Annotated in this window: 24 protein-coding genes; 7 read left to right on the top strand and 17 right to left on the bottom strand. The window is 66.0% G+C overall.

The annotated features are described in order from the left end of the window. The first annotated feature begins 5 nt into the window (after positions 1-5). Genes G4G71_RS28265 through G4G71_RS28255 form a run of 3 tightly spaced genes read left to right on the top strand, consistent with a single transcriptional unit; the run spans position 6 to position 1,690 of the window. Positions 6-368 carry a CidA/LrgA family protein gene (locus tag G4G71_RS28265; protein ID WP_045217069.1) on the top strand — a complete coding sequence of 121 codons (363 nt, stop codon included), beginning with the start codon at positions 6-8 and terminating at the stop codon, positions 366-368. Further along, positions 368-1,081 (top strand): LrgB family protein, encoded by a 714-nt coding sequence (locus G4G71_RS28260; protein ID WP_082450618.1) that lies wholly within the window; start codon positions 368-370, stop codon positions 1,079-1,081. The genes G4G71_RS28265 and G4G71_RS28260 overlap by 1 nt, the downstream gene beginning before the upstream one ends. Before the next feature lie 18 nt (positions 1,082-1,099). Further along, complete coding sequence (locus G4G71_RS28255; RefSeq protein ID WP_169942004.1) at positions 1,100-1,690, top strand: LON peptidase substrate-binding domain-containing protein; 591 nt, start codon at positions 1,100-1,102, stop codon at positions 1,688-1,690. 407 nt (positions 1,691-2,097) lie between these two features. Here the strand turns inward: G4G71_RS28255 and prpF are convergent, their stop codons facing one another. The 5 genes from prpF to G4G71_RS28230 form a co-directional block, all read right to left on the bottom strand. Beyond that, positions 2,098-3,285 (bottom strand): 2-methylaconitate cis-trans isomerase PrpF, encoded by a 1,188-nt coding sequence (prpF, locus tag G4G71_RS28250; RefSeq protein WP_169942002.1) that lies wholly within the window; start codon positions 3,283-3,285, stop codon positions 2,098-2,100. A 132-nt stretch (positions 3,286-3,417) separates the two neighbouring features. Then, positions 3,418-6,027, bottom strand: coding sequence for a Fe/S-dependent 2-methylisocitrate dehydratase AcnD (gene acnD / locus G4G71_RS28245; RefSeq protein WP_169942852.1), 2,610 nt, complete (start codon positions 6,025-6,027; stop codon positions 3,418-3,420). A gap of 14 nt (positions 6,028-6,041) precedes the next feature. Then, entirely contained in the window at positions 6,042-7,202 is a 1,161-nt protein-coding gene (prpC, locus tag G4G71_RS28240) for a bifunctional 2-methylcitrate synthase/citrate synthase (protein ID WP_169942000.1), read from the bottom strand. Positions 7,203-7,441: 239 nt separating this feature from the next. Further along, positions 7,442-8,329 carry a methylisocitrate lyase gene (gene prpB / locus G4G71_RS28235; protein WP_054908358.1) on the bottom strand — a complete coding sequence of 296 codons (888 nt, stop codon included), beginning with the start codon at positions 8,327-8,329 and terminating at the stop codon, positions 7,442-7,444. Beyond that, positions 8,326-9,048 carry a GntR family transcriptional regulator gene (locus G4G71_RS28230; protein ID WP_054908359.1) on the bottom strand — a complete coding sequence of 241 codons (723 nt, stop codon included), beginning with the start codon at positions 9,046-9,048 and terminating at the stop codon, positions 8,326-8,328. The genes prpB and G4G71_RS28230 overlap by 4 nt, the downstream gene beginning before the upstream one ends. 185 nt (positions 9,049-9,233) lie before the next feature. Between G4G71_RS28230 and G4G71_RS28225 the strand changes: the two genes are divergently transcribed. Together G4G71_RS28225 and G4G71_RS28220 are read left to right on the top strand one after the other, a co-directional pair. Continuing rightward, complete coding sequence (locus G4G71_RS28225; RefSeq protein ID WP_169941998.1) at positions 9,234-9,674, top strand: hypothetical protein; 441 nt, start codon at positions 9,234-9,236, stop codon at positions 9,672-9,674. Next, the gene (locus tag G4G71_RS28220) at positions 9,655-10,272 is read left to right on the top strand and encodes a class I SAM-dependent methyltransferase (RefSeq protein ID WP_169941996.1); all 618 of its coding nucleotides are present in this window, start codon (positions 9,655-9,657) and stop codon (positions 10,270-10,272) included. The genes G4G71_RS28225 and G4G71_RS28220 overlap by 20 nt, the downstream gene beginning before the upstream one ends. Here G4G71_RS28220 and G4G71_RS28215 read toward each other — a convergent pair. The 3 genes from G4G71_RS28215 to G4G71_RS28205 all read right to left on the bottom strand — a co-directional run bounded on the left by G4G71_RS28215 (position 10,251) and on the right by G4G71_RS28205 (position 11,873). Continuing rightward, a complete protein-coding gene (locus G4G71_RS28215) occupies positions 10,251-10,508 on the bottom strand; it encodes a hypothetical protein (RefSeq protein ID WP_054908362.1) in 258 nt (85 codons plus the stop codon). The genes G4G71_RS28220 and G4G71_RS28215 overlap by 22 nt on opposite strands. Positions 10,509-10,616: 108 nt before the next feature. Next, positions 10,617-10,859, bottom strand: a complete 243-nt coding sequence (locus G4G71_RS28210) for a hypothetical protein (RefSeq protein WP_169941994.1) — start codon at positions 10,857-10,859, stop codon at positions 10,617-10,619. A 120-nt stretch (positions 10,860-10,979) separates the two neighbouring features. Beyond that, on the bottom strand, positions 10,980-11,873 hold the full coding sequence (locus tag G4G71_RS28205) for an NmrA family NAD(P)-binding protein (protein ID WP_169941992.1): 894 nt from the start codon (positions 11,871-11,873) through the stop codon (positions 10,980-10,982). Positions 11,874-12,040: 167 nt separating this feature from the next. On the opposite strand from G4G71_RS28205, the gene G4G71_RS28200 reads away from it, so the two are divergent. Both G4G71_RS28200 and G4G71_RS28195 read left to right on the top strand, forming a co-directional pair. Next, positions 12,041-13,021 carry an AraC family transcriptional regulator gene (locus tag G4G71_RS28200; RefSeq protein ID WP_169941990.1) on the top strand — a complete coding sequence of 327 codons (981 nt, stop codon included), beginning with the start codon at positions 12,041-12,043 and terminating at the stop codon, positions 13,019-13,021. 172 nt (positions 13,022-13,193) lie between these two features. Further along, complete coding sequence (locus G4G71_RS28195; RefSeq protein WP_205896253.1) at positions 13,194-14,918, top strand: hypothetical protein; 1,725 nt, start codon at positions 13,194-13,196, stop codon at positions 14,916-14,918. A 69-nt stretch (positions 14,919-14,987) separates the two neighbouring features. Here G4G71_RS28195 and G4G71_RS28190 read toward each other — a convergent pair whose 3' ends face one another. From G4G71_RS28190 to G4G71_RS28150, 9 genes are all read right to left on the bottom strand, one after another. Beyond that, the gene (locus tag G4G71_RS28190; RefSeq protein ID WP_169941988.1) at positions 14,988-15,437 is read right to left on the bottom strand and encodes a hypothetical protein; all 450 of its coding nucleotides are present in this window, start codon (positions 15,435-15,437) and stop codon (positions 14,988-14,990) included. Positions 15,438-15,660: 223 nt separating this feature from the next. Beyond that, complete coding sequence (gene aauR, locus G4G71_RS28185; protein WP_169941986.1) at positions 15,661-16,995, bottom strand: two-component response regulator AauR; 1,335 nt, start codon at positions 16,993-16,995, stop codon at positions 15,661-15,663. After that, positions 16,992-18,884: a sensor histidine kinase gene (locus G4G71_RS28180; protein ID WP_169942848.1), complete on the bottom strand. Its 1,893-nt coding sequence runs from the start codon at positions 18,882-18,884 to the stop codon at positions 16,992-16,994. Before G4G71_RS28180 ends, aauR begins: the two co-directional genes overlap by 4 nt. An 81-nt stretch (positions 18,885-18,965) precedes the next feature. After that, on the bottom strand, positions 18,966-20,639 hold the full coding sequence (gene ggt / locus G4G71_RS28175) for a gamma-glutamyltransferase (RefSeq protein ID WP_169941984.1): 1,674 nt from the start codon (positions 20,637-20,639) through the stop codon (positions 18,966-18,968). Between the two features lie 83 nt (positions 20,640-20,722). Then, complete coding sequence (locus tag G4G71_RS28170) at positions 20,723-21,457, bottom strand: amino acid ABC transporter ATP-binding protein (protein WP_169941982.1); 735 nt, start codon at positions 21,455-21,457, stop codon at positions 20,723-20,725. Then, on the bottom strand, positions 21,454-22,122 hold the full coding sequence (locus tag G4G71_RS28165; RefSeq protein ID WP_169941980.1) for an amino acid ABC transporter permease: 669 nt from the start codon (positions 22,120-22,122) through the stop codon (positions 21,454-21,456). Before G4G71_RS28165 ends, G4G71_RS28170 begins: the two co-directional genes overlap by 4 nt. Beyond that, positions 22,119-22,865, bottom strand: a complete 747-nt coding sequence (locus G4G71_RS28160) for an amino acid ABC transporter permease (RefSeq protein WP_169941978.1) — start codon at positions 22,863-22,865, stop codon at positions 22,119-22,121. The genes G4G71_RS28165 and G4G71_RS28160 overlap by 4 nt, the downstream gene beginning before the upstream one ends. Positions 22,866-23,060: 195 nt before the next feature. Continuing rightward, positions 23,061-23,969, bottom strand: coding sequence for a glutamate/aspartate ABC transporter substrate-binding protein (locus G4G71_RS28155; protein WP_054908371.1), 909 nt, complete (start codon positions 23,967-23,969; stop codon positions 23,061-23,063). Between the two features lie 238 nt (positions 23,970-24,207). Continuing rightward, positions 24,208-24,828, bottom strand: coding sequence for a phosphatase PAP2 family protein (locus tag G4G71_RS28150; protein ID WP_240964853.1), 621 nt, complete (start codon positions 24,826-24,828; stop codon positions 24,208-24,210). Positions 24,829-24,877 lie beyond the last annotated feature (49 nt).

Genomic DNA, 24,877 nt, shown 5'->3' with positions numbered 1-24,877 from the left:
TTCTGATGTTGCTACGCGGCCTGACCTGGCTGGTGCTGTTCCAACTGCTCGGCACGGGCCTGAATGCTCTCATCCTGCACATGATCCCTGGCCCGATCATTGGGCTGGTGCTGCTGTTCGCCTTCTTGGTGTGGAACGGCGAGGTGAGCAAGCCGGTCAACGAGGCGGCTGCCTCGCTGCTGCGCTACCTGCCGCTGTTGCTGGTGCCGGCGGCGGTGGGCGTGATGGCTTATGCGAAGCAGATCGCCGCGGACTTCTGGGCCATCGCCGGCGCGCTGGCGCTGTCGCTGCTGGTGTCCTTCGTGTTCGCCGGCTGGCTGATGCAGAAGCTCATCGACCGCCAGCGCAAGCAGAAGGAGGGTGCGTGATGTTCGACTGGCAAGGCGCGGTGAATTCCGTCATCCACCACCCGCTGTTCTGCGTTGGCGTCACCCTGGGCGCTTATCAGCTGGCGCTGGCCGCCTACGAGCGCACGCGCTGGGTATTCCTGCAGCCGGTGCTGGTATCGATGCTGATCGTCATCGCGGTGCTGCTGGCGTGCGGCATCGACTACAGCGAGTACAGCAACAGCGCCAAGGTGCTGACCATCCTCCTCGGCCCCGCGACCGTCGCGCTGGCGGTGCCGCTGTTCCTCAACCTCAAGCGCATCCGCCAGCTGTTCTGGCCGACGCTGATCACTCTGCTGGTTGGCGGCCTGTTCGCCACCGCGCTGGGCATCGGCCTGGGCTGGCTGTTCGGCGTCGACCACGAATTGCTGATGAGCCTGGCGCCCAAGTCGGTGACCTCGCCCATCGCCATGCTGGTGGCCAGCCAGATCGGCGGCGTGGCGGCGCTGGCGGCGGTGTTCGTGCTGATTACCGGCGTGCTCGGCGCCATCCTCGGCCCGGAACTGCTGCGCCGTTTCGGCGTCCACCATCCGGCTGCGCAAGGCATGGCGTTGGGCATGACCGCCCACGCCGTGGGCACCTCCCGCGCCTTGCAGGAGGGCGAGGAATGCGGCGCCTTCGCTGCCCTGGCGATGAGCCTGATGGGCGTGGCCACCGCTGTGCTGCTACCGTTGGCGGTAGCACTGATCGCCTGATTGCCCAATGGAGTATCCATGAGTTTCCCGCTCTTCCCCCTCAATACCGTGCTGTTCCCCGGCTGCCGCCTTGACCTGCAGATCTTCGAGGCGCGCTACCTGGACATGATCGGCCGCTGCATGAAGCAGAACGGCGGGTTCGGCGTGGTGGCCATCGTCGAGGGCGAGGAGGTTGGCGATGCGCCGGAGCGCTACAGCCTGGTTGGCTGCGAGGCGCACATCAAGGACTGGCAGCAGCAGTCCAACGGCCTGCTGGGCATTCGGGTCGAAGGCGGTCGGCGCTTCCGCGTGCTCTCCGCCAACGTGCAGACGGACCAACTGACGGTGGCTGAAATCGAGTGGCTGGACGAGCAGCCGAACCAGCCGCTGACCAAGGAACATGACGACCTTGCCGCGCTGCTCGAGGCGCTGTCCATGCACCCCATGGTTTCGGCGCTGGAGATGGGTGGAGAGGTCAATGGCCAGCAGGAACTGGCCTGCCAGCTCGCCTACCTGCTGCCCTTCGAGCGCGACCAGAAGCAGGTGCTGCTGGAGATGGACGACCCGACCGTGCGTCTGGCGCGTATCCAGGTATTGCTGGAACAACTCCAGGGCGATTTCGTCGCCTGACGCAGCAGCTTTTGTAGGATCGAGGGGGGCGCCTGGCCCTTGCTCGCGAACCCGCCCAGCGCCGTCACCGCCGGTTAAGTCTGTTCGCGAGCAAGCTCGCTCCTACAGAAATCGCCGTGCGGTGGGGCGTCCGGGATCGGCCCCGCCGCCGCGCGAAACCATCGCGGATAAATCCTCTCCTACAAAGTCTGGAGCACCCTCTCCCTTACCCTGGCTGCGAGCCCCGCTCCTCAAGCGAGAGAGGGGACGGTTCGATGCAGGATGAAACCTGGGTGTCAGCGCGGCTCGCGCAGCCCCCTCTCCCTCTGGGAGAGGGTTGGGGTGAGGGCAAGCCCAGGCACGATCTCTCCCTGAAAGGACAAGGCCCGCATGTGCGGGCCTTGTGCATTCACGGGTTTGGCGAAGGATCAGAACGAATCGCCCGGTACCCGTACCCAGCCTTCCATGAGGATGCGCGAGCTGCGGCTCATGATGGCCTTGGTCACGGTCCATTCGCCATTCACCTGCCTGGCCTCGGCGCCCACGCGCAGGGTGCCGGAGGGGTGGCCGAAGCGCACGGCGCTGCGCTCGCCACCGCCGGCGGCGAGGTTCACCAGGGTGCCGGGGATGGCGGCGGCGGTGCCGATGGCCACGGCGGCGGTGCCCATCATGGCGTGGTGCAGCTTGCCCATGGACAGCGCGCGCACCAGCAGGTCGATATCTCCGGCCTGGACTTCCTTGCCGCTGGAAGTGACGTAGTTCTTCGCTGGCGCGACGAAGGCGATCTTCGGCGTGTGCTGGCGAGTGGCGGCTTCTTCCGGAGTTTTGATCAGGCCCATGCGCAGGGCGCCGGCGATGCGGAATTTCTCGAAGCGCGCCAGTTGCTCGGGGTCGCCATTGATCGCTTCGCGCAGCTCGGCGCCGGTGTAGCCGATGTCCTGGGCGTTGACGAAGATGGTCGGGATGCCGGCGGTGATCATGGTCGCCTTGAAGGTGCCGATGCCGGGGACTTCCAGGTCGTCCACCAGGTTGCCGGTGGGGAACATCGAGCCGCCGTCCTCGCCATCGTCGGACGGATCGATAAACTCCAGCACGATCTCGGCGGCAGGGAAGGTCACGCCGTCCAGCTCGAAGTCACCGGTTTCCTGGACCTGGCCATTGGTGATCGGCACGTGGGCGATGATGGTCTTCTGGATGTTCGCCTGCCAGATGCGCACCACGCAGGTGCCGTTGTCCGGGATGCGCGAGGGATCGACCAGGCCGGCGTGGATGGCGAAGGAGCCGGCGGCGGTGGAGAGGTTGCCGCAGTTGCCGCTCCAGTCGACGAAGGCCTTGTCGATGGAAATCTGCCCGTAGAGGTAGTCGACGTCGTGATCGGGCTGGGTGCTTTTCGACAGGATCACGCACTTGCTGGTGCTGGAGGTCGCGCCGCCCATGCCGTCGATGTGCGCGCTGTACGGATCGGGGCTGCCGATCACGCGCATGAACAGCTTGTCGCGAGCTTCGCCGGGCACCTGGCAACGCTCGGGCAGGTCCTGCAGGCGGAAGAACACGCCCTTGCTGGTGCCGCCACGGATGTAGGTGGCGGGGATCTTCACTTGGGATACGTGGGGCATTCTCAGGTCCTGTGCGTTACTTGTAGGAGCGAGCTTGCTCGCGAACAGCCCTGCTGCAGGGGTTGGTTCGCGAGCAAGCTCGCTCCTACAGGATTAGTGCCGACCCGCCGTGCAGGCGGGCCGGCTGTTACATCACGCTACCGCGCCTTCCAGGAAGTCCTTGGCGAAGCGCTGCAGTACGCCACCCGCCTTGTACACCTTCACTTCGGCGGCAGTGTCCAGGCGGCAGATGACCGGGACTTCGACGACTTCGCCGTTGCGGCGATTGACCACCAGGGTCAGGTCGCAGCGCGGCGAGACGTTGCCCTTGATGTCGTAGGTCTCGGTGCCGTCCAGGCCCAGGGTCAGGCGGGTGGTGCCCGGCTTGAACTCCACCGGCAGCACGCCCATGCCCACCAGGTTGGTGCGGTGGATGCGCTCGAAGCCTTCGGCGACGATCACTTCCACACCGGCCAGGCGCACGCCCTTGGCTGCCCAGTCGCGGGACGAGCCCTGGCCGTAGTCGGCGCCGGCGACGATGATAAGGTTCTGCTTGCGGTTCATGTAGGTTTCGATGGCTTCCCACATGCGCATCACCTTGCCTTCCGGTTCCACGCGGGCCAGCGAGCCTTTCTTCACCTCACCGTTCACCACGGCCATTTCGTTGACCAGTTGCGGGTTGGCGAAAGTGGCGCGCTGGGCGGTCAGGTGGTCGCCGCGGTGGGTGGCGTAGGAGTTGAAGTCCTCCTCCGGCAGGCCCATTTTCGCCAGGTATTCGCCGGCCGCGCTGTCCAGCAGGATGGCGTTGGACGGCGACAGGTGATCGGTGGTGATGTTGTCCGGCAGGATCGCCAGCGGCAGCATGCCCTTGAGCGTGCGTTCGCCGGCCAGTGCGCCTTCCCAGTAAGGTGGGCGGCGGATGTAGGTGGACATCGGGCGCCAGTCGTACAGCGGGCTTTCGGCTTCCTGCACGCTGCCCAGGTCGAACATCGGGATGTAGACCTGCTTGAACTGCTCGGGCTTCACGCTGGACGCGACGATGGCGTCGATCTCTTCGTCCGAAGGCCAGAGGTCCTTCAGGGTGACCGGGTTGCCATCTTTATCGGTGCCCAGCGGGTCCTGCTCGATGTCGAAGCGCACAGTGCCGGCGATAGCGTAGGCGACCACCAGCGGTGGCGAGGCGAGGAAGGCCTGCTTGGCGTAGGGGTGGATACGCCCGTCGAAGTTGCGGTTGCCCGAGAGCACGGCGGTGGCGTACAGGTCGCGGTCGATGATCTCTTTCTGGATTGCCGGGTCCAGCGCGCCGGACATGCCGTTACAGGTGGTGCAGGCGTAGGCGACGATGCCGAAGCCGAGCTTTTCCAGCTCGCTCAGCAGGCCGGCCTCTTCCAGGTACAGCTTGGCGACTTTCGACCCAGGAGCGAACGACGTCTTCACCCACGGCTTGCGGACCATGCCCAGCGCGTTGGCCTTCTTCGCCACCAGGCCGGCAGCGATGACGTTGCGCGGGTTGGAAGTGTTGGTGCAGCTGGTGATGGCGGCGATGATCACCGCGCCATCGGGCATCAGGCCTTCGGCTTCCTCGACCCGGCCGGACTCCAGCTTGGCTTCGTCGGCGATGCCGCGCTCGGCCAGTGCCGAAGTCGGCAGGCGACGGTGCGGGTTGGATGGGCCGGCCATGTTGCGCACCACGCTGCCCAGGTCGAAGCTCAGCACGCGCTCGTACTCGGCGGTCTTCAGCGCATCGCTCCACAGGCCGAGGGTCTTCGCGTAGTTCTCCACCAGTTCCACCTGCTCGGGCTCGCGGCCGGTGAGCTTGAGGTAGTCGATGGTCTGGCCGTCGATGTAGAACATCGAGGCGGTGGCGCCGTATTCCGGGCACATGTTGGAGATGGTCGCGCGGTCGCCGATGGACAGGCTGTCCGCACCCTCGCCGAAGAACTCGACGTAGGCGCCGACCACACGTTCCTTGCGCAGGAATTCGGTGATCGCCAGCACGATGTCGGTGGCGGTGATGCCGGGTTTGCGCTTGCCGGTCAGCTCGACGCCGACGATGTCGGGCAGGCGCATCATCGACGGGTGGCCGAGCATCACGGTTTCGGCTTCGAGGCCGCCGACGCCGATGGCGATCACGCCCAGGGCGTCCACGTGCGGAGTGTGCGAGTCGGTGCCGACGCAGGTGTCGGGGAACGCGATGCCGCCGCGCGCCTGGATCACCGGGCTCATTTTCTCCAGGTTGATCTGGTGCATGATGCCGTTGCCGGCCGGGATCACGTCGACGTTCTTGAACGCGGTTTTCGTCCAGTCGATGAAGTGGAAGCGATCCTCGTTGCGGCGGTCTTCGATGGCGCGGTTCTTCTCGAACGCGTCCGGGTCGAAGCCGGCAGCTTCCACGGCCAGCGAGTGGTCGACGATCAGTTGGGTCGGCACCACCGGGTTGACCTTGGACGGATCGCCGCCTTTCTCGGCGATGGCGTCACGCAGGCCGGCGAGGTCGACCAGTGCGGTCTGGCCGAGGATGTCGTGGCAGACCACGCGCGCCGGGTACCAGGGGAAGTCGAGGTCGCGTTTGCGGTAGACCAGCTGCTCCAGCGAAGCCGTCAGGTCCTGTGGGTCGCAGCGGCGCACCAGCTGTTCGGCCAGTACGCGGGAGGTGTAGGGGAGTTTGTCCCAGGCGCCGGCCTGGATCGCCTCGACTGCCTCGCGGGCGTCGAAGTAATCCAGTGCGGTGCCGGGCAGGCGTTTACGGTAGTTGGTGTTCATAGTGCTGTTCATGATTAGGGGCGATCCTTGAGCGGCACGAACTTCAGGTCTTCAGGGCCTGTGTAGTTGGCGCTCGGGCGGATGATCTTGCCGTCGATGCGTTGCTCGATGACGTGGGCGGACCAGCCGGCGGTGCGGGCGATGACGAACAGCGGGGTGAACATCGCGGTGGGCACGCCCATCATGTGGTAGCTCACGGCGCTGAACCAATCGAGGTTGGGGAACATCTTCTTGATGTCCCACATGATGGTTTCCAGGCGCTCGGCGATGTCGTACATCTTGGTGTTGGACTGCTCGTTCGACAGCTGGTGGGCGACTTCCTTGATCACCTTGTTGCGCGGGTCGGACACGGTGTAGACCGGGTGGCCGAAGCCGATCACCACTTCCTTGCGCTCGACGCGGGCACGGATGTCAGCCTCGGCTTCGTCCGGGTTGTCGTAGCGCTTCTGGATCTCGAAGGCCACTTCGTTGGCGCCGCCGTGTTTCGGGCCGCGCAGCGCGCCGATGGCGCCGGCGACGCAGGAGTAGATGTCCGAACCGGTGCCGGCGATCACCCGGGAGGTGAAGGTCGAGGCGTTGAATTCGTGCTCGGCGTACAGGTTCAGCGAGGTGTGCATGGCGCGCACCCAGGACTCGCGCGGCTTCTGCCCGTGCAGCAGGTGCAGGAAGTGGCCGCCGATGGAGTCGTCGTCGGTTTCGACGTCGATGCGCTTGCCGTTGTGGCTGAAGTGGTACCAGTAGAGCAGCGCGGAACCCAGCGAAGCCATCAGCTTGTCGGCGATGTCGCGGGCGCCCGGATGGTTGTGGTCGTCCTTCTCCGGCGACAGGCAGCCGAGCACGGACACGGCGGTGCGCATCACGTCCATCGGGTGCGCCGAAGGCGGCAGGGTTTCCAGGGCGGCCTTCACGCCGGCCGGCAGGCCGCGCAGGGCCTTGAGCTTGGCCTTGTAGCCGGCCAGCTCGGCGACGTTGGGCAGCTTGCCGTGGACCAGCAGGTGGGCGATTTCCTCGAATTCGCAACGGTTGGCGAAATCCAGGACGTCATAGCCACGGTAGTGCAGGTCGTTGCCGGTACGGCCGACGGTGCACAGGGCGGTGTTGCCAGCGGCGGTGCCACTCAGGGCCACGGACTTCTTGGGTTTGAAGGCGGTGGTGGTTTCTGCGGTAGCGCTCATCGCGTGTCTCCTCATCAAATCCGGTTGCTTGTTCTTGTTCCGCCGGCATGGGCCGTGCGGTCGGTTCGAATCTGGTTGGGCGGATAACGCCTGCGGCGTTATGCGCCCTACGGTGTTTCAGGTTTGGGCGTAGGGCGAGTAACACGAAGCGTTATCCGCCGTCACAGCCAATGGTGGATAACGCCTGGGGCGTTATGCACCCTACGATTCGTTCAGGCCGGGCCCGAACGATCGGGAAATCACTTCTTGCCGGCAGCGAACAGCGCGTCGAGCTTCTGCTCGAAGGCGTGGTAGCCGATGCGGTCATACAGCTCGGCTCGGGTCTGCATCAGCTCGATCACGTTCTGCTGGTGGCCTTCCTCGCGGATCGCGGTGTACACGGCTTCGGCGGCCTTGTTGGCGGCGCGGAAGGCCGACAGCGGATACAGCTGGATGGCCACGCCGACCGAGGCCAGCTCGTCGCGGGTGAACAGCGGGGTGGCGCCGAACTCGGTGATGTTGGCCAGGATCGGCACGTTCAGCGCATCGACGAAGCGCTTGTAGGTCGGCAGGTCGTAGGCGGCTTCGGCGAAGATCGCATCGGCGCCGGCCTCGACATAGCGCTGGCAGCGCTCGATGGCGGCGTCCACGCCTTCGGCCTGGATGGCGTCGGTGCGGGCGATCAGGAAGAAGTTCGGGTCGGTCTTGGCGTTGGCGGCGGACTTCACGCGGTCGACCATTTCCTGGGTGGAGACGATCTCCTTGCCCGGACGGTGGCCGCAACGCTTGGCGCCGACCTGGTCCTCGATGTGCGCGGCGGCGGCGCCAGCCTTGATCAGGCTCTTCACGGTGCGCTCGATGTTGAAGGCGCTGGGGCCGAAGCCGGTGTCGATGTCCACCAGCAGCGGCAGGTCGCAGACGTCGGTGATGCGGCGCACGTCGGTGAGCACGTCATCCAGGGTGTTGATGCCCAGGTCCGGCAGGCCGAGGGAACCCGCCGCCACGCCGCCACCGGAGAGGTAGATGGCCTTGAAGCCGGCGCGCTTGGCCAGCAGCGCGTGGTTGGCGTTGATCGCGCCGATCACCTGCAGCGGCTTTTCTTCGGCAAGGGCTTCGCGGAAACGTTGGCCGGCGGTCTTGTAGCTCATTGTTCACCTCGTTCGTTGGCGGTCTTGGCTTGGGCGTCCAGGTAATGGCGCTCCATATTGCGTTTCGAGGCGCCGATGTGACGGCGCATCAGCAACTCGGCCAGTTCGCCGTCACGATCGGCGATGGCATCGAGAATCCGGTGGTGTTCGGCGAAGGCCTGGCGCGGGCGGTTGGGCGTCGCCGAGAACTGCAGGCGGTACATGCGCACCAGCTGGTACAGCTCGCCACAGAGCATGCGGGTGAGGGTGCGGTTGCCGCTGCCCTGGATGATCCGGTAGTGGAAGTCGTAGTCGCCTTCCTGCTGGTAGTAGCCACGGCCGGCCTGGAAGGCCTCGTCACGCTCGTGGGTGTCGAGTACCCGGCGCAGTTCGTCGATCTCGGCCGGCGTCATGCGCTCGGCGGCCAGGCGGCAGGCCATGCCTTCGAGGGATTCGCGGATCTCGTAGAGCTCGAGCAGCTCCTCGTGGCTGAGTGAGACGACGCGCGCGCCGACGTGCGGTACGCGCACCAGCAGCTTCTGGCCTTCCAGGCGGTGGATCGCCTCGCGCAGCGGACCGCGGCTGATGCCATAGGTACGCGCCAGCTCCGGCTCGGAAATCTTGCTGCCGGGGGCGATGTCACCCTTGACGATGGCCGACTGGATCTTGCGGAACACGTGTTCCGACAGGGTCTCGCCGTCGTCGCTGGCGGGGGTGGGCAGAATCAGGCTATCGCTCATGGTGTCGACAATCTTCTTGGTGTGCGGCGAAAGCTAACCCCGTAGAGCCGTCTGGTCAATCGAGATCTGATGAATTGTCGACAATCGTCTAATGGGCGTTCAACTGGTGCCTGTCGTGCGGCTGTCGCTGCCGCGAGCCCGGCGGGACGTGAGAGGATGTCGCCTGGCGCATCAGGGAGAAAGCCGTGACATTGAAAGGACGAACAGGCCGGGCAGCGGCCGGCATGGCTGGGTTCCTGCTGCTTGGCTGGGGACAGGCGCTATGGGGGCTGCATGCCTACCGGGACAACCTGCCGGCCGATCTGCGCGATGTCGGCCTGTCGGGCGAGATGCTGCCGCTGCTGCTGGTCTGGGCGCCGCTCATCGCGTTGCTGGCCTGGGTGCGCTGGTTCACCCCGACCTGGCGTGCGTTGTTGTCGTCCGCGGCGGGCCTGGTGGGCTGGTTCTGGATCGACCTGTGCCTTTATGACAGCCGCGTGGCCAGCTGGAGTACCTACACTCTGGCGGAGCTGGCGATGGAGGTGGCGGTGGTATGTGTCTGGCCTCTGTCGCTGGCAACCTTGCTGAACCTGCTGGCCTGGAGCCTGCCAAGCCTGAGGAAGCGACATGATCCGAACCTGGTATGACCGCCATGCACTGCCCCGGTTGATCGACTTCGCCTGCGGCATGGGCGATGTGATGAAGCAGCGTTCACTGCTGGTGCCGCGCGCCCGCGGGCGGGTGCTGGAGATCGGCATGGGTACCGGGCTGAACCTCGAGTTCTACGATCCGGCGAAAGTGTCGACAATCGTCGGCGTCGACCCGGCGGCGCAGATGCAGAAGCTCGCCCGGGAGCGCGTGGCGCGAATTGGCATTCCAGTGGAGATGGTGGCGCTGGAGCTGGGGCAGATTCGTGCCGACGCCGGCAGCTTCGACAGTATCGTCTGCACCTTCACCCTGTGCAGCATCCCCGATGCGGTGGCCGCACTGCGGGAGATGCGCCGGGTACTCAAGCCTGGCGGCGAGTTCCTCTTCTGCGAACATGGCCTGGCGCCGGATGCTGGCGTCCGCACCTGGCAGCACCGGTTGACGCCGGTCTGGAAGCCGCTGGCCGGCGGCTGCCACCTGGACCGCGACATGCCGGCGCTGATCGAGTCCGGCGGCTTCCAGCTGCGCGAACTGAGCCAGGATTACCTGCCGGGCCCGCGGCCGATGACCTACGTCTATCGAGGCATGGCCGACTGATACCGCGGCAGGCGCTCGAGCAGCTCGATGCTCAGGATGTAGGCGCTGCGCAGGAACAGGTCTTCGGCATGCTGCACCAGGCCCGAGTCGGACTGGCAGTCATTCAGGCGCACCACGGTAGGGGCATGGCCATCGCACAGTGCGACATAGTCGCCCTGGCTGATCCAGCCCTGGAGCACTGAGGATTCGCGGTTGTGCGCGCGAACCACGACTTCGACCCTGAGATGTTCGTTCATTGCCACGGCGCTCGAAGGAAGGTGAAAAGAGGTGGCGAACCATAGCGTTCGCTCCGCGCAGCCTCTGTCAGGTTCTTCTGATTGAGCGGTGCGACTGTCCCTCGTCCTTCAGGCCACCCGTTCGGCCGGGGTGACATTGAGGATGTGCGAGCCGCTGAGGAACAGGTCCTGCACCGGGCCCGTCGGGCAGTGGCGGCTCTGGCAATCGCCCAGGCGCACCTCGAAGGGCGCGCGACCGTTGCGCAGGGCCAGGTAATCCTCGCGGCTGATGCGGCCGTGAAGGATGCGTTGCGGGTGGTAGGGAGACCAGGTCTGCACATCGACCCAGAGACTGTCGGGAGCGTGGTTCATGGCGGTGGTCCGGCCGTTTGCAAATGGGCGAGTACTCTAGACAGCGGACCAGCGCCAAATTCATCAGGGTCTTCCGAGATATTTGTAGGAAATTATGTTGCCTTGACCGAAGGCATCGCCTCAGGGCAAGGCCCGGTAGGCTTCGGCCCAGGCCTGGGCGAAGTCCTCGAAGCGTGTCGCCGTCGTATTGGCCGGCGAGCGCGCTTCCTGCGCCCGTACCCGTCCGCTGCTGATCGCCTCGCCCAGTTCGGCATAGCAGGCGGCGACGCTGGCGGAATAGCCGGCCTCCTGCAGGGCGCCGCTTAGTTCCTGCGGCGGCACCGCTACGTAGGGCAGCTCCGGGCGGCCGATGGCGGCCCCCAGCAGGCGGGTCGCCTCGGCGTAGCTGATGTCGCGCTGGCCGAGCACTTCGCGGGTCAGCACCCCCTGCCAGCTGCGGTCCAGCAGGGCATGGCTGGCGGCATCGGCGACATCCTGCGTGGCGACCATCGGGACTGGCACATCCGCTGCCACCGCGTCGCTGTAGCAGTCGTAGGCGCGGACGATTTCCAGCGCGCCGTACAGGTTCTCGAACAGCGCGCCGGAGCGCAGCATCAGCACATTCACTTCCGGGGGTAGCCGGCGCAGGCGCTGCTCCTGGTCGTGCATGCTGATGATCGGCCCGGTGCCGGAGGCCACCTCGGCGCCCACGCTGCTGAGGAAGACCACCCGGCGCACTGCGCTGGAGCGAATGGCCTGGAGTATCGCTTCTCCCTGGGCGGCCTGCTGGTTGCGGTAGTCCTCGGTGTCGGGCCCGTAGGCGAGCAGGGTGTAGACCGCGTCGGCGCCGCGGAAGGCCTCGGTGAGGAAGGCCGCGTCATGCGGCTCGCCCACGGCAATCCGGGCCCCGGCGGCGGCCAGCGCTTCCAGGCGTTCGGCGCTGCGGCCGAGGGCAAGAACCGGCACGCCGGCCTCCAGCAGGGTCTGGCAGATTCTCGAACCGGTGCGGCCGGTGGCTCCCATTACGGTGATCATGGCAGTGTCCTCGCTTTGGCCGTCCCGCGGCGCCCGCCGTGGGTTCGTTGGCCTGGGTTCAGTCTCTCGCTGAACTGCTGGACGGTTAATGCCTGAAAGTCGACGCTTCATGCTCATTCGTCCAGACCTGCTGGACGCCGCCCAACTGCCGTAGCAGTCTCAAGGCCATGAACGCTCCTACCGCCATACCGGACCTGATCGACGCCTGGGCTTCCACCGATCCTCTGGGCGAGGCTCTGCATTTCCTGCGCATGAGCGGCACCTTCTACTGCCGCTCGGAGTTCACTGCGCCCTGGGGGCTGGATCTGCCGGCCATGCCGCAGTGCCTGATGTTCCATGTGCTGACCGTCGGCGAATGCTGGCTGGAAGCCGAGGGAGATGAGCCACGTCGTCTGGCGCCGGGCGACCTGGTGCTGGTGCCCCACGGTGAGGGCCACCGGTTGGTGAGCGCGCCGGGTGAGCCTGCGACGGGGTTGTTCGACCTGCCACGCGCCTACGCCAGTGACCGCTACGAAGTGCTGCGCCAGGGCGGCGGTGGCGAGCCGACGGCGATGATCTGTGGCGCGGTGCGCTTCGACCATCCTGCTGCGTTGCAGCTGGTGCGCCTGCTGCCGCGCGTGCTGGAAGCGCAGGTGCGTGACCCCGGCCAGCGCGACTGGCTGATGAGCACCCTGCAGTTGATGGAGAACGAGGCTCGGGCCATGCGCCCCGGCGGCGAGACAGTGATCACCCGCCTGGCTGACATCCTGGTGATCCAGGCCATTCGCGCCTGGATCGAGCAGGACCCCGCCGCCCAGTCAGGCTGGCTCGGCGCCCTGCAGGATCGCCAATTGGGCCGCGCACTGAGCCTGATTCACCGCGAGCCGGCGCGGGACTGGAGCCTGCCGGTGCTGGCGGATGCGGCGGCCATGTCGCGCTCCGCCTTTGCCGCACGCTTCGCCGAGCGGGTCGGCATGCCGCCCATGCAGTACGTCACCCGCTGGCGCATGCACGTGGCGCTGAGCTGGCTGCAGGAGCGCGAGATCGCGGTGGCGGAACTGGCCGAGCGCCTCGGTTACCAGTCCGAAGCGGCGTTCAGCCGGGCGTTCAAGCGCTGCATCGGGATTGCTCCCGGCAGTGTGAGGCGTGCTGCTTCGCGAGCCTTATGAAGGCAGCCGTCTGACGGACGAATGTCTCCGCGCGACCGGACGCGTCGTTTTCCGTTCTGCTCCCTGATTCGGGTGGTCACTACCCGTTTGCGGCACCCGTACGGTGATTCGGTCCGTCGGCGCTCGCTCTCCGAAGTGATCCATGGCGCCGCTCATTCGCAGGAGTCCGTCGATGTCCCGTCGTTGCATGCCTTCCCTTCGTCTGCTTCCGTTTTCCATTGCGCTCGCCCTGTGCGGCGGGCTGGCCCACGCCGCCGAGCCGGCGTGGCCCGCGCAGAATCCGTACCTCGCCCAGTCCTACAACAACCAGACGCACTGGAACGATGGCGCCACCGACAGCGTCGGCTTCCCGGTGGCCCGCGGTGCGTACGACGTTACCCCCGAGTCGGTGCAGTTCCTGCCCGGCGAAGGCGTGGGCCTGCCGATCTTCTCCGACACCGTGGACGGCAAGCCGGTGTACTTCTGGTGGTCGGGCTTTGCGTTGCGCAAGGTCAGCCTGGAGGGCGGCAAGCTCACCGAGCTGGCGCGTGCCGATATTCCGGTCAAGCTGCCCAACTACACGCCCGTTACTGCCCTGCAGCGCGTCGAGCAGTCCAGGGCGGTGCAGAAGTTCCTCGATGCGAAGGACGAGAAGGGCCTGCTCGACTACATGAAGGCGCAGCCGAACCGCATGCTCACCGCGGCCTCGGACCAGGCGCTCAACGGCTCTGTCTATGCGCTGCTGACGCGGGAAGATGCCTTCGTCGGCTGCAACGGCCGGCAGATATTCCGCATCGACCAGGCCGACCCCAAGCGGGCCGACTCGGCGATGAAGCTGGGCAGGGTCAGCGCGATTCCGGTAGGCCTGTTCGACAACGAGAAGGTCAAACGCGGTACCCGCTTCCCCGGCGACATGCTGTTCGGCATGAGCATGAGCTACAACGGCTTTGTCGTGGTCAACACCCTGGGCGGCAAGATCATCACGCTCAACCGCGACACGCTGGAGGTGATCGACAGCTACACCGTCGCCGGCGATGACGAACTCTTCCTCAACAGTTTCGCCACTGGCCCGGAAGCGAACGGAGGCGCCATCTATGTCGCCTCGAACACCACCATGTACCGACTGGTGGTGGACAAGGATGGCAAGATCCACGACGACGAAGCCAGCGGCGCCTGGAAGGCCGGGTACGAGCGCGGCATCCGCATGCCGGCGCCCAAGCTGGCCGATGGCACCGGTGCCACGCCGACGCTGATGGGCTTCGGGCCCGATGAAGACAAGCTGGTGGTGATCACCGACGGCGCGAAGAACATGAGCATGGTCGCCTTCTGGCGGGACCAGATTCCCGCCGGCTGGAAGCAGAAGCCGGGCACCGCCAGCCCGCGCATCGCCGATCAGCGCAAGGTGGAGATCCCCGGCACCGATACGGTGCAGTCGGAACAGTCGGTGGCCGTGTACGGCGATTACGCCTTCGTGGTGAACAACATCCGCAGCGCCGACGAGAAGACCCTCGACCCGAGCCCCTACTACGTCAGCACCCTGCTCGGCGCGACGCGTCCGGGGCCGCTGGGTGCAGCGAGCTTCCGCTGGAACAGCCAGACCCATGAGTGGAAGCAACTGTGGGGGCGCAACGACGTATCGTCGATTTCCGTGGTGCCGATGATTTCCGGCGAAGGCCACATGGCGCTCATCGACGGGTACTTCAACAACGCCTGGAACGATCGCCATCACATCGGCATGGACCTGGACACCGGCAAGACCGTGCTGACCATCCGCGAGGGAAGCGATCCGATCTACAACGGCATGTACGCGCCGATCAAGGTCGATACCAACGGCAACATCTTCTATGGCACCGCGTTTGGCCTGTTGCACCTGGACACCAGCAAGATGAAGCAGGACCAGCTGTCGGCCAAGCGCTGAAGGCACTCTGTGCGCCGACAAAAAAGCCCGTTCGGTTGAACGGGCTTTTTTCATTCATCGGCTGGGACGTCAGAGCTGGATATCGTCGCGGATCAGCACGCAGGTGCAGCCGTCCTCGTCTTCGCGCCAGTCGTGGAGGAAGTACATCTGGATCTTGCCGGCGTCCATCACCGCCAGGTAGTCGCCCACTTCCGGGACGAAGAAGCCCGAGGTGCCCGGTTCGGCTTCGCACTCGATGCGGACGCTGAAGAACAGCGCCGGGTCGGCGTCGTCGAAGAAGTCCTCGCGCTCGGCGGCATCCCACTCGGTGGGCGCTTCGAAGGGGCCGAGGAAGAGGACCTTGGCGTCGCCCATGTCCAGTTCTTCGGCGTCCGGATCGTTGTCGTCAGGGCGGTAGACGGTGGCGTCCAGCGCGTTGCTGTCGGCGAGGATGGCGCGGCGTGCGGCCATGCGCTGCTGCGGGTCGACGCCGGCGTCGGCGCAGAGCTGGTTCCAGAGGGTTTCGGCTTGGGTGGACATGGTGGCTCCCGCTCGTGCGGCCGGTTCAAAGGTGGGTAGTGTCCGGGACGGGGCGGCGCAGATCAATGGGAGCGGCCCTTGCAGGTGATGCCGGCCCCAACGGGAATGTAGGAGCGGACTCCGTCCGCGATTGGTCCGAATCGCGCTGGACACCATCGCGGACAGAGTCCGCTCCTACGCGACGGGGCATCACGGGGCCAGCCTGCCGGTGCGCGGGCGTGGCTCACTCGCCCTTCAGCCCGTACTTCTTCACCTTGTCGAACAGCGTGGTCTTGGCCATGCCCAGGGCGTGGGCGGCCTGGCTGAGGTTGCCGGCGTGGCGTTCCAGGGCAGTCGACAGCAGGCTCTTCTCGAAGGCTTCCACGGCCTCGGCGAAGCGCGGCTCGCCGGCGTCCGGGCCGAGATTGCCGCCGGCCAGCACCGGCAGGCCGAGGGCGAAGCGTTCGGCGACGTTGCGCAGCTCGCGTACGTTGCCCGGCCAGTCGTGAGCCATCAGCGTGGCGGCGGTGGCATTGTCGATGTCCGGCGCCGGGCGGTCGAAGCGCAGTGAGGACTGCTGCAGGAAGTGCTCGAAGAGCATCAGGATGTCTTCGCGGCGTTCGCGCAGCGGTGGCAGGTTCAGGGTGATGACGTTGAGGCGGTAGTAGAGGTCGCTGCGGAAGCTGCCTTCGCGGCCCATGGCGGCGAGGTCGGACTTGGTCGCGGCGATCACCCGGCAGTCCACGCGGATCAGCTCGTTGGAGCCCAGGCGTTCCAGCTGCTGTTCCTGCAGCACGCGCAGCAGCTTGATCTGCAGGTTCAGCGGCATGCTCTCGATCTCGTCGAGGAACAGGCTGCCGCCGTCGGCGTGCTCGATCTTGCCGATCCGGCGCTTGCCGGCGCCGGTGAAGGCGTGGGCTTCATGGCCGAAGATTTCGCTGTCGATCAGGCTTTCCGGCAGGCCGCCGCAGTTGAGCGCGACGAAGGGCTTGGCCTGGCGCCGGCTGTAGTCGTGCAGGCAGCGCGCGACCAGTTCCTTGCCGGTGCCGGTCTCGCCTTCGATGAGTACGTTGGCCGAGGTGTCGGCGACGTTGGCGATCAGCTCGCGCAGCGCCTGCATGGCCGGCGAGCGGCCGATCAGCCGGCTTTCCAGGGCCTGCTTGCCGGCGAGCTGGCGGCGCAGCTGGCTGACTTCGCGGGTCAGCGCGCGCTGGGCCAGTGCGCGGCGCGCGGTGTCGACCAGCTTCTCCGGGGAGAAGGGCTTCTCCATGAAGTCATAGGCGCCGTCGCGCATGGCTTTGACCGCCATGGCGATGTCGCCATGGCCAGTGATCAGCACCACCGGCAGGCTGGGGTCGCGTTCCTTGAGCTTCTCCAGCAATTGCAGGCCGTCCATGCCGGGCATGCGGATGTCGCTGACGACGATGCCGGGGAAGTCGGCGCCGACTTTCTTCAGCGCTTCCTCGGCGCTGCCCACGCTGTCGGTCTCGATGTCTTCCAGGGCCAGTGCCTGCTGGCAGCCGAGCCGTACGTGCGGGTCGTCCTCGACGATCAGGACGCGCAGGGATGAATCGCTCATGCGGGTGTCTCCAGGGCGGGCAGCAGCGGCAGGTGCAGCTCGAACGCGGTGCCGCCGGTTTCCGGGTAGGCCACGCCCAGGGAACCGCCGGCGGCGGTGGCGAGGCTGGCGGAAAGGGTCAGGCCCAGGCCCAGGCCGAGTTCGCCGGGCTTGGTGGTGAAGAAAGGCTCGAACAGGTGCACGCGGGCGTCCGGCGGGATGCCGGGACCGTTGTCGCGCACTACGAGGCGGTAGTGGTCGTCACCTTCGATGCGCCCTTCCAGCCAGAGCTGGCGGTCGTCCTGTGTGCTCATGGCGTCCAGGGCGTTGGCGATCAGGTTGACCAGTATCTGCTCCAGGCGCGTCTGGTCGATGGCCAGCTGCGCATCGGGGTAATCGCGGTGCAGGGTTACCGGCACTTCGGAAAGCCGCCCCTGCAGCACCATTACGGCGGCGTCCACCGCCTTGCTCAAGGTCGCCTGGCCGTGGTCGTCGGCGCGCCGGGCAAAGGCGCGCAGGCTGGCAGTGATGCGGCCCATGCGGTCGACCATTTCGGCGATGGCTTCGAGGTTGCTGCTGGCGACGTCGAGCTTGCCGCGTTCGAGGAAGCGCACGCTGTTGCTCGAGAGGGTGCGCAGCGCCGCCAGCGGCTGGTTGAGTTCGTGGGCGATGCTGGTGGACATCTGCCCGATCACCGCCAGCTTGCCGGCCTGTACGAGGCGGTCCTGGGCCTTGCGCAGGGTGTCCTCGGCCTGGCGGCGTTCGCGGATCTGCTCGCGCAGGTGCTGGTTGCTGGCGCGCAGGTCGGCGGTGCGCTCGGCGATGCGGCGCTCCAGGGCGTTGTTGGCCTGCTCCAGCGCTTCGCGGGCGGCGAGGCGGGTGGCGATGACCTTGCGCCGCTCGTTCCAGGCGATCAGCAGGAAGGCGAACAAGGCGAAGCCGGCGGCAGCGAGCATGCCGTGGATCATCGCTTCGCGACGCAGGTCGGCCAGCGGGGTGAGCAGGGTGAAGTTCCACGGCGTGTCGCTGAGCTGGCGCGTCTGCATCAGGTAGCTGAGCGGCTTGTGGCTGTCGGCGTGCTCGCCCGGCGGGAAGCTGATTTCCTCGACGCCCGCGCCGAGCGGGTGGCGCGCCAGCGGCTGCCATTCGTTCAGGGCCCACCAGTAATACTGCAGGCTGCGGGCCAGGCGTTCCTTGTCCGCATCGCTGAGCGGGCGCACGGCCTTCAGGCGCAGGGTCGGGTCGCTGGAAAGGATGATGATGCCGTTCTCGTCGCTGACGAAGGCCTGCAGCCGAGCCTTCTCCCAGCGCTCCTCCAGGGATTCCATCTTCACCTTGACCACCGCCACGCCGACGATCCTGCCGCCATGCACCAGGCCGTGGGCGAGGTAGTAGCCGGGCTCGCCGGTGGTGCTGCCGATGCCGTAGAAGCGGCCGGGGCGACCCTGCACGGCTTCCTGGAAGTAGGCGCGGAACGAGAGGTCCTCCCCCAGGTAGCTGTCGGCGTCCTGCCAGTTGCTGGTGGCCAGCACGCGGCCCGAGGTGTCCAGCAGGTACACCGCGCGGCTGCCGGCGCGGCGGTTGAGGCCTTCCAGGTAATGGTTGACGCGGTCGCGGTGCAGCGGCGTGGGGTCCACCAGCAGGCGGCTGACGCTGCCTTCGAGTTCCAGCAGGCTGGGCAGGTAGGTGTAGCGGCTGATCTCGCTTTCCACGCCACGGGCGTGCAGTTCCAGCTGGCGCTCGCCGGATTCGATCAGGCTGCGGGTGCCGGCGCCTTCGCTGATCAGGTAGCCGCCGTAGCCGAAGCCCAGGGTGAGCAGGAGCAGCAGGAAGGGCAGCAGGTAGTTGCGCACGAGGCGTGGCTTCACGGTGAGCGGCGGCGGCAATGGGCTGGAAGCGCATTGCAGCACAGTCGTCGGGGCCGAGCCAGCCCAAGGCCGGGGGGCGGCGATGGACTGGCTCGGGTACCACACGGTGCGCGCTCGCGCGGATTACGGAGTAACCACCAGACCGACGCCGCGGCCGCGCGGATCGGAGGCGGTTTCCAGGGCCTTGCCGTTCACACGGATGGCCTGGATGTCACCCATGTTCCAGCCCTGGTCTTCCAGGGTGTAGCCCATGGCCTTGAGCTCGTCGGCGACCTTGCCGGTGAGCGGTGCATACGCGTCGTAATAGATGGTGTCTTTCGGCAGCAGCTGATGGTGCACACGCTGTGCGGCCACGGCCTTCTCCAGGGGCAGGTGGAAGTCGTAGACGTTGTTCAGCACCTGGAAGATCGAGGTGAAGATCCGCGAGCCGCCGGGCGTGCCCAGCACCAGGCTGACATGGCCGTCGCGGGTGACGATGCTCGGGCTCATGGAGGAGAGCATGCGCTTGCCCGGCTCGATGGCGTTGGCGTCGCTGCCCACGACGCCGAAGGCGTTGGCCACGCCGGGCTTGGAGCTGAAGTCATCCATCTCGTCGTTGAGCAGGAAGCCGGCGCCCTTGACCACCACGCCGCTGCCGAAGTCCCAGTTGAGGGTGTAGGTGTTGCTGACGGCATTGCCGTCCTTGTCGACGATGGAGAAGTGCGTGGTCTGGTGCGGCTCAAGGCCCGGGCGGACTTTCTCGGTTGCCGAGATGGCGTTCGGGTTCACTTCCCTGGCGCGCTTGGCGATGTATTTCGGGTCGGTCAGCTGGGCCACCGGCACCTTGGAGAACTGCGGGTCGCCCAGGTAGTCGGCACGGTCGGCGAACACGCGCTTCTCGATCTCCGAGAGCAGGTGGATGTACTTGGCGGAGTTCAGCTCAACGCCCTTGAAGTCGGCGGCGCGCTGTTCCTTGATGCCGATCAGCTGGGCCAGGGCGATGCCGCCGGAGCTGGGCAGCGGGGCGGTGTAGAGGGTGTTGCCCTGCCAGTCGATGCGCATCGGCTCGCGCCACTTGGCCTTGTAGTCGAACAGGTCGTCGGAAGTGATCAGGCCACCATCCTGCTTCATCTGCGCGATGAGCAGCTTGGCGGTCTCGCCCTTGTAGAAATCGTCCGGGCCGTTGCCTGCGATGCGCTCCAGGGTCTTGGCCAGTTCCGGCTGCTTGAACACTTCGCCCGGCTTCATGGTGCCGAAGTAGTCGCCGAAGTTGGTCTTGCCGTTGAACAGCGCGATGGCGTCCTGACGGTACTGGTACTGCTGGTCGGCGACCTTGAAGCCGCTTTGCGCGTAGCCGATGGCCGGGGTCAGCAGCTCGCTCCATTTCAGCTTGCCGAAGCGCTTGTGCGCTTCCCACAGGCCCATCACGGTACCCGGCACGCCGGCGGCCTTGGCACCGACCAGGCTGAGGTTCTCGATCACCTCGCCTTTCTCGTTCAGGTACATGGTCTTGGTCGCGGCCTTCGGCGCAATCTCGCGGTAGTCGAGGAAGTACGGCTTGCCGTCGACGTACAGGGTCATGAAGCCGCCGCCGCCGATGTTGCCGGCTTCGGGGTAGGTGACCGCGAGGGTGAAGGCGGTGGCGACCGCGGCGTCGACGGCGTTGCCGCCCTTCTTGAGGATCTCGGCGGCGACTTTCGCGCCGTACTGATCCGGCGCTGCAACCGCGCCACCGTCGAGGGTGACGGCGAAGACCGACGAACTCGCCGCGAGGATCGCGACGCCCAGGGGCAGCTTGCTGAAGTGGAACACGCGCATGGGACTTCCTTATTTATTCTTGTGCTTGCGGTGAGGTTGAGTGCCCCGGCGAGCCAGGGCACTCGGGTAGAACGACAGCAGGATCAGTGCGGCAGGATCTTGGCGAGGAACTGCTGGGTGCGCTCGGCGCGGTTCTGCAGGTCGCCGAAGAATTCCTCCTTCGGGCAGTCTTCGACGATCTGTCCGCGGTCCATGAAGATCACCCGGTCGGCGACCTTGCGCGCGAAGCCCATCTCGTGGGTCACGCACATCATGGTCATGCCTTCGTGGGCGAGCTGGACCATCACGTCGAGCACCTCGTTGACCATCTCCGGGTCCAGCGCCGAGGTCGGCTCGTCGAACAGCATGACGATCGGGTCCATGGCCAGCGCGCGGGCAATCGCCACGCGCTGCTGCTGGCCGCCGGAGAGCTGGCCGGGATGCTTGTGCGCATGGGCCTGGAGACCGACGCGGTCGAGCAGCTTCATGCCCTTGTCCATCGCCTCTTCCTTGCTGCGGCCCAGGACCTTGCGCTGGGCGATGGTGAGGTTTTCGGTGATGGTCAGGTGCGGGAACAGCTCGAAGTGCTGGAACACCATGCCGACCCGCGAGCGCAGCTTGGGCAGGTCGGTCTTCGGGTTGGCGATGGAGGTGCCGTCGACGGTGATGTCGCCCTTCTGGAAGGGTTCCAGCGCGTTGACGCACTTGATCAGGGTCGACTTGCCCGAGCCGGACGGCCCGCAGACCACCACCACTTCACCCTTGGCGACCTTGGTGTTGCAGTCGGTGAGGACCTGGAAGTCGCCGTACCATTTGCTGACGTTATCGATGGTGATCATACGGTTAACCTTTTCTGCAGGAGCCTGACCGCGAGCGAGGCGGAGAAGCTGATAACGAAGTAGACGAGACCGGCGAAGATCAGGAATTCATGGGGCTGGCCGATGATGTCGCCACGGGAGCGCGCGGCGTTGAGGAAGTCCATCAGGCCCACCGAGTACACCAGCGAGGTGTCCTGGAACAGGATGATGCTCTGCTGCAGCAGCAGCGGGGTCATCTTGCGGAACGCCTGGGGCAGGATGATCAGGCGCATGCACTGGCCGTAGGTCATGCCCAGCGCGTAGGCGGCACCCATCTGGCCCTTCGGGATGGCTTGGATGCCGGCGCGGACGATCTCGCAGAAGTAGGCCGCCTCGAACATCATGAAGGCCACCAGGCACGAGGTGAACGCACCCACCGGGGTGTCCTCGCCGGTGATCCAGCGCAGGATGTACGGCACCGCGAAGTAGAACCAGGTGATCACCAGCAGCAGCGGGATCGAGCGGAAGTAGTTGACGTAGAAGCCGGCGAGGTTCGACAGCAGCTTGCTGCTGGACAGGCGCATGAGCGCCAGGATGGTGCCCAGCACCACGCCGCCGACGACGCCCAGCACCATCAGTTGCAGGGTGGTGAGCATGCCTTCCCAGAGGCCGGGGAGGGCGGGAACGATCTGGCTGAAGTCCATCATTTACCTCCCACGGAAATCAGGCCCGGCACAGCGACCTTTTTCTCGATCAGGCGCATGGTCAGCATCAGGCTCATGTTCAGCGTGAAGTAGATCAGCGTGGCCAGGGTGAAGGCCTCGAACAGGTTGGCGCTGAACTCGGCGGTCTGCTTGGTCTGCGCCAGCAGCTCCATGAGGCCGATCAGCGATGCCACCGAAGAGTTCTTGAAGACGTTGAGGAATTCCGAGGTCAGCGGCGGAATGATGATGCGGAAGGCCTGCGGCAGCAGCACGTGGCGGTAGATCGCCGGCAGGCGGAAGCCCACGGCGCTGGCGGCGGCGAGCTGGCCCTTGGGCAGCGCCTGGATGCCGGTGCGCACCTGCTCGCAGACCCGCGCGGCGGTGAACAGGCCCAGGCACACGACGACGCTGATGAAGGCCGAGGTTTCCGGGGCGATGCCCAGCTTGAACCAGTCCTGGATCGGCTGCGGCAGGTAGTCCGGCACCAGGAAGTACCAGAGGAACAGCTGCACCAGCAGCGGCACGTTGCGGAACAGCTCCACGTAGGCCGTGGCGATGCCTGACAACCAGCGGTTGGGCAGGGTGCGCATCACGCCCAGCAGCGAGCCGAGCGCCAGGGCGATGACCCAGGCCGCGAGCGACACGGCGATGGTCCAGCCCAGGCCGGTGATGTACCAGTCCAGGTAGCGTTCGTCGCCGATCCCGGTGGACTTGAAGAACACGCCCCAGTCCCAGTTGTAATCCATGACGGGTTTCCCCTCGATTGCTTTGCACGGTGGCTTTTGTACGGTACGGGGCCGGATGCGGGCGCAAGGCCGCCCGCCACCCGCGGGTAGCGGGTGTTCCGGCATCGTCAGAGTGGAAGTCGGGCCGGGAGCGCATGGCTTGCGCTCCCGATCCCCCGCGTGGCTACGCCTTGTGGGCGCAGCCGCGCGCGACCGTTACATCTGCTCGGCAGATTTGTCGGTCGGATTGGCGATCAGCTTCTTGAGCTCATCACTCATCGGGAAGTTGAGGTTCAGGTTCTTCGGCGGGATGGGCTGCATGAACCACTTGTCGTAGATCTTGTTGACCTCACCCGAGGCGAAGGTGTCGGAGATGGCCTTGTCGACCACCTTCTTGAACGGCGCGTCGCCCTTGCGAACCATGCACGCGTAGATCTCGTAGGACTGCGGCTTGCCGACCACGTGCCAGTCGTCCGGCTTCTTGGCCTTGGCCATTTCGCCGTAGAGCAGCGCGTCGTCCATCATGAAGGCCACGGCGCGACCGGACTCCAGCATCAGGAAGGACTCGCCGTGGTCCTTGGCCGAGATGATGTTCATGCCCATCTTCTGATCGGCGTTCATCTGCTTGAGCAGGCGCTCGGAAGTGGTGCCGGCGGTGGTCACCACGTTCTTGCCCTTCAGGTCCGGGAAGTCGTTGATGCCGGAGCTGGTCTTGGTCAGCAGGCGGGTGCCGACCTCGAAGATGCCGACGGAGAAGTCGACCTGCTTCTGGCGCTCGAGGTTGTTGGTGGTGGAGCCGCACTCGATGTCCACGGTGCCGTTCTGCACCAGCGGGATGCGGGTCTGGGAAGTGACCAGGTTGTAGCGGACTTTCAGCTCGGGGAGGTTCAGCTCTTTCTTCAGGGCTTCGACGACCTTGATCTGCAGGTCGTGGGAATAACCTTCCGGCTGGCGCGGGTCGCTGCCGAGGTAGGAGAAGGGAATGGAGGCGTCACGGTGGCCGAGGACGATGGTGCCGGAGTCCTTGATCTTCTTCAGGGTACCGGTCAGTTCTTCGGCGACGACGGGAGTGGCGAGCAGGGCCGCGACAATGGCGACGCCCAACGCACGGGGTGCGAAACGCATGGAGACTACCTCGACTGGTTGTGTTTGTTATTCAGTCCTGCGCCGACGAGGCTCACTCCAGGCCGGTCGCATGTTCGAGGGGAAGCAGAGCAGGCTCCGTGCCAAGGCTGTCATTTTTATTTAACTATTTGAATTTAAACAATTATTTTCAGATTGGCGCTGCCCGAAAAGTCCCCTGTCATTCGGATATCCGGATTTTTTCGGATTCCTTGTTCGGAAAACCGAACGACAAACAGGGTCATACGTCCGGCTGGCCGCCCCATTGGCCGCGCTGGAACGGCTGGTCACGATCGGCCAGGTGCGCGGCGATGCGCTCGAGCAGTTGGTGCGTCGGAGCGCGCACGCCAGTGGCCGTCTGCCCGAGAGCCAGCGCGACGACCAGCAGCAGGGCGGCCGGATGGAAGGCCGGCAGTTGTGCGCGGGTGGCGGCGAGGAAGGCTGCGCTGGTGCCCAGGCCCAGCGCCAGCCCGGCGTAGACCTCGGCCGGCGAATGCACGTGGATCGCCAGCCGGGACAGTCCCACCAGCACGGCAACCACCGCCGCCAGTGCGGCAGCGGCCAGGCCGGCGCGGCGCGTGGTGAAGAGCTGGGCGGCCAGTGTCGGCAGCACGGCACCGGCCAGCATGCTGTGCCCGGAGATGCCGGTGAAGTTCAGGTTCGGAATTCCGATTCCCCAGCCCATGAACGCCAGCTTCGAACCCACCACCAGCGCGGTCGAGAATCCGAACAGCAGCAGCCACAGCCCGGCCTTCGCGGTCTCGCGGCGATACAGCAGCCAGCAGAAGACGAGCACGGCAGCCGGCGCCAGCAGAGAGCTGTCGCCGAGGCGGGTAATCAGTGGCCAGAAGGTCATGGGCATGGGAAGGCGGGGCTGGGGCGGGCAACGTTAGCACAGCCCGGTGCCGTCC

The sequence above is a fragment of the Pseudomonas multiresinivorans genome, from assembly GCF_012971725.1.
GTDB lineage: Bacteria > Pseudomonadota > Gammaproteobacteria > Pseudomonadales > Pseudomonadaceae > Pseudomonas > Pseudomonas multiresinivorans.
The sequence above is the reverse complement of the archived record's forward strand: the minus strand, read 5'-3'. Positions and strand labels throughout refer to the sequence as shown.

Bases quoted from the DNA above. Each gene is read 5' to 3' on its own strand.
- G4G71_RS28260 (WP_082450618.1), top strand. From the start codon at position 368: ATGTTCGACTGGCAAGGCGCGGTGAATTCCGTCATCCACCACCCGCTG.
- G4G71_RS28215 (WP_054908362.1), bottom strand. From the start codon at position 10,508: ATGAACGAACATCTCAGGGTCGAAGTCGTGGTTCGCGCGCACAACCGC.
- G4G71_RS28190 (WP_169941988.1), bottom strand. From the start codon at position 15,437: ATGTCCACCCAAGCCGAAACCCTCTGGAACCAGCTCTGCGCCGACGCC.
- G4G71_RS28155 (WP_054908371.1), bottom strand. From the start codon at position 23,969: ATGCGTTTCGCACCCCGTGCGTTGGGCGTCGCCATTGTCGCGGCCCTG.
- G4G71_RS28150 (WP_240964853.1), bottom strand. From the start codon at position 24,828: ATGCCCATGACCTTCTGGCCACTGATTACCCGCCTCGGCGACAGCTCT.
- G4G71_RS28165 (WP_169941980.1), bottom strand. From the start codon at position 22,122: ATGATGGACTTCAGCCAGATCGTTCCCGCCCTCCCCGGCCTCTGGGAA.
- G4G71_RS28230 (WP_054908359.1), bottom strand. From the start codon at position 9,048: ATGAGCGATAGCCTGATTCTGCCCACCCCCGCCAGCGACGACGGCGAG.
- G4G71_RS28195 (WP_205896253.1), top strand. From the start codon at position 13,194: ATGTCCCGTCGTTGCATGCCTTCCCTTCGTCTGCTTCCGTTTTCCATT.
- G4G71_RS28210 (WP_169941994.1), bottom strand. From the start codon at position 10,859: ATGAACCACGCTCCCGACAGTCTCTGGGTCGATGTGCAGACCTGGTCT.
- aauR (WP_169941986.1), bottom strand. From the start codon at position 16,995: ATGAGCGATTCATCCCTGCGCGTCCTGATCGTCGAGGACGACCCGCAC.
- ggt (WP_169941984.1), bottom strand. From the start codon at position 20,639: ATGCGCGTGTTCCACTTCAGCAAGCTGCCCCTGGGCGTCGCGATCCTC.
- acnD (WP_169942852.1), bottom strand. From the start codon at position 6,027: ATGAACACCAACTACCGTAAACGCCTGCCCGGCACCGCACTGGATTAC.
- prpB (WP_054908358.1), bottom strand. From the start codon at position 8,329: ATGAGCTACAAGACCGCCGGCCAACGTTTCCGCGAAGCCCTTGCCGAA.
- G4G71_RS28200 (WP_169941990.1), top strand. From the start codon at position 12,041: ATGAACGCTCCTACCGCCATACCGGACCTGATCGACGCCTGGGCTTCC.
- prpC (WP_169942000.1), bottom strand. From the start codon at position 7,202: ATGAGCGCTACCGCAGAAACCACCACCGCCTTCAAACCCAAGAAGTCC.
- prpF (WP_169942002.1), bottom strand. From the start codon at position 3,285: ATGCCCCACGTATCCCAAGTGAAGATCCCCGCCACCTACATCCGTGGC.
- G4G71_RS28205 (WP_169941992.1), bottom strand. From the start codon at position 11,873: ATGATCACCGTAATGGGAGCCACCGGCCGCACCGGTTCGAGAATCTGC.
- G4G71_RS28170 (WP_169941982.1), bottom strand. From the start codon at position 21,457: ATGATCACCATCGATAACGTCAGCAAATGGTACGGCGACTTCCAGGTC.
- G4G71_RS28220 (WP_169941996.1), top strand. From the start codon at position 9,655: ATGATCCGAACCTGGTATGACCGCCATGCACTGCCCCGGTTGATCGAC.
- G4G71_RS28160 (WP_169941978.1), bottom strand. From the start codon at position 22,865: ATGGATTACAACTGGGACTGGGGCGTGTTCTTCAAGTCCACCGGGATC.
- G4G71_RS28255 (WP_169942004.1), top strand. From the start codon at position 1,100: ATGAGTTTCCCGCTCTTCCCCCTCAATACCGTGCTGTTCCCCGGCTGC.
- G4G71_RS28265 (WP_045217069.1), top strand. From the start codon at position 6: ATGTTGCTACGCGGCCTGACCTGGCTGGTGCTGTTCCAACTGCTCGGC.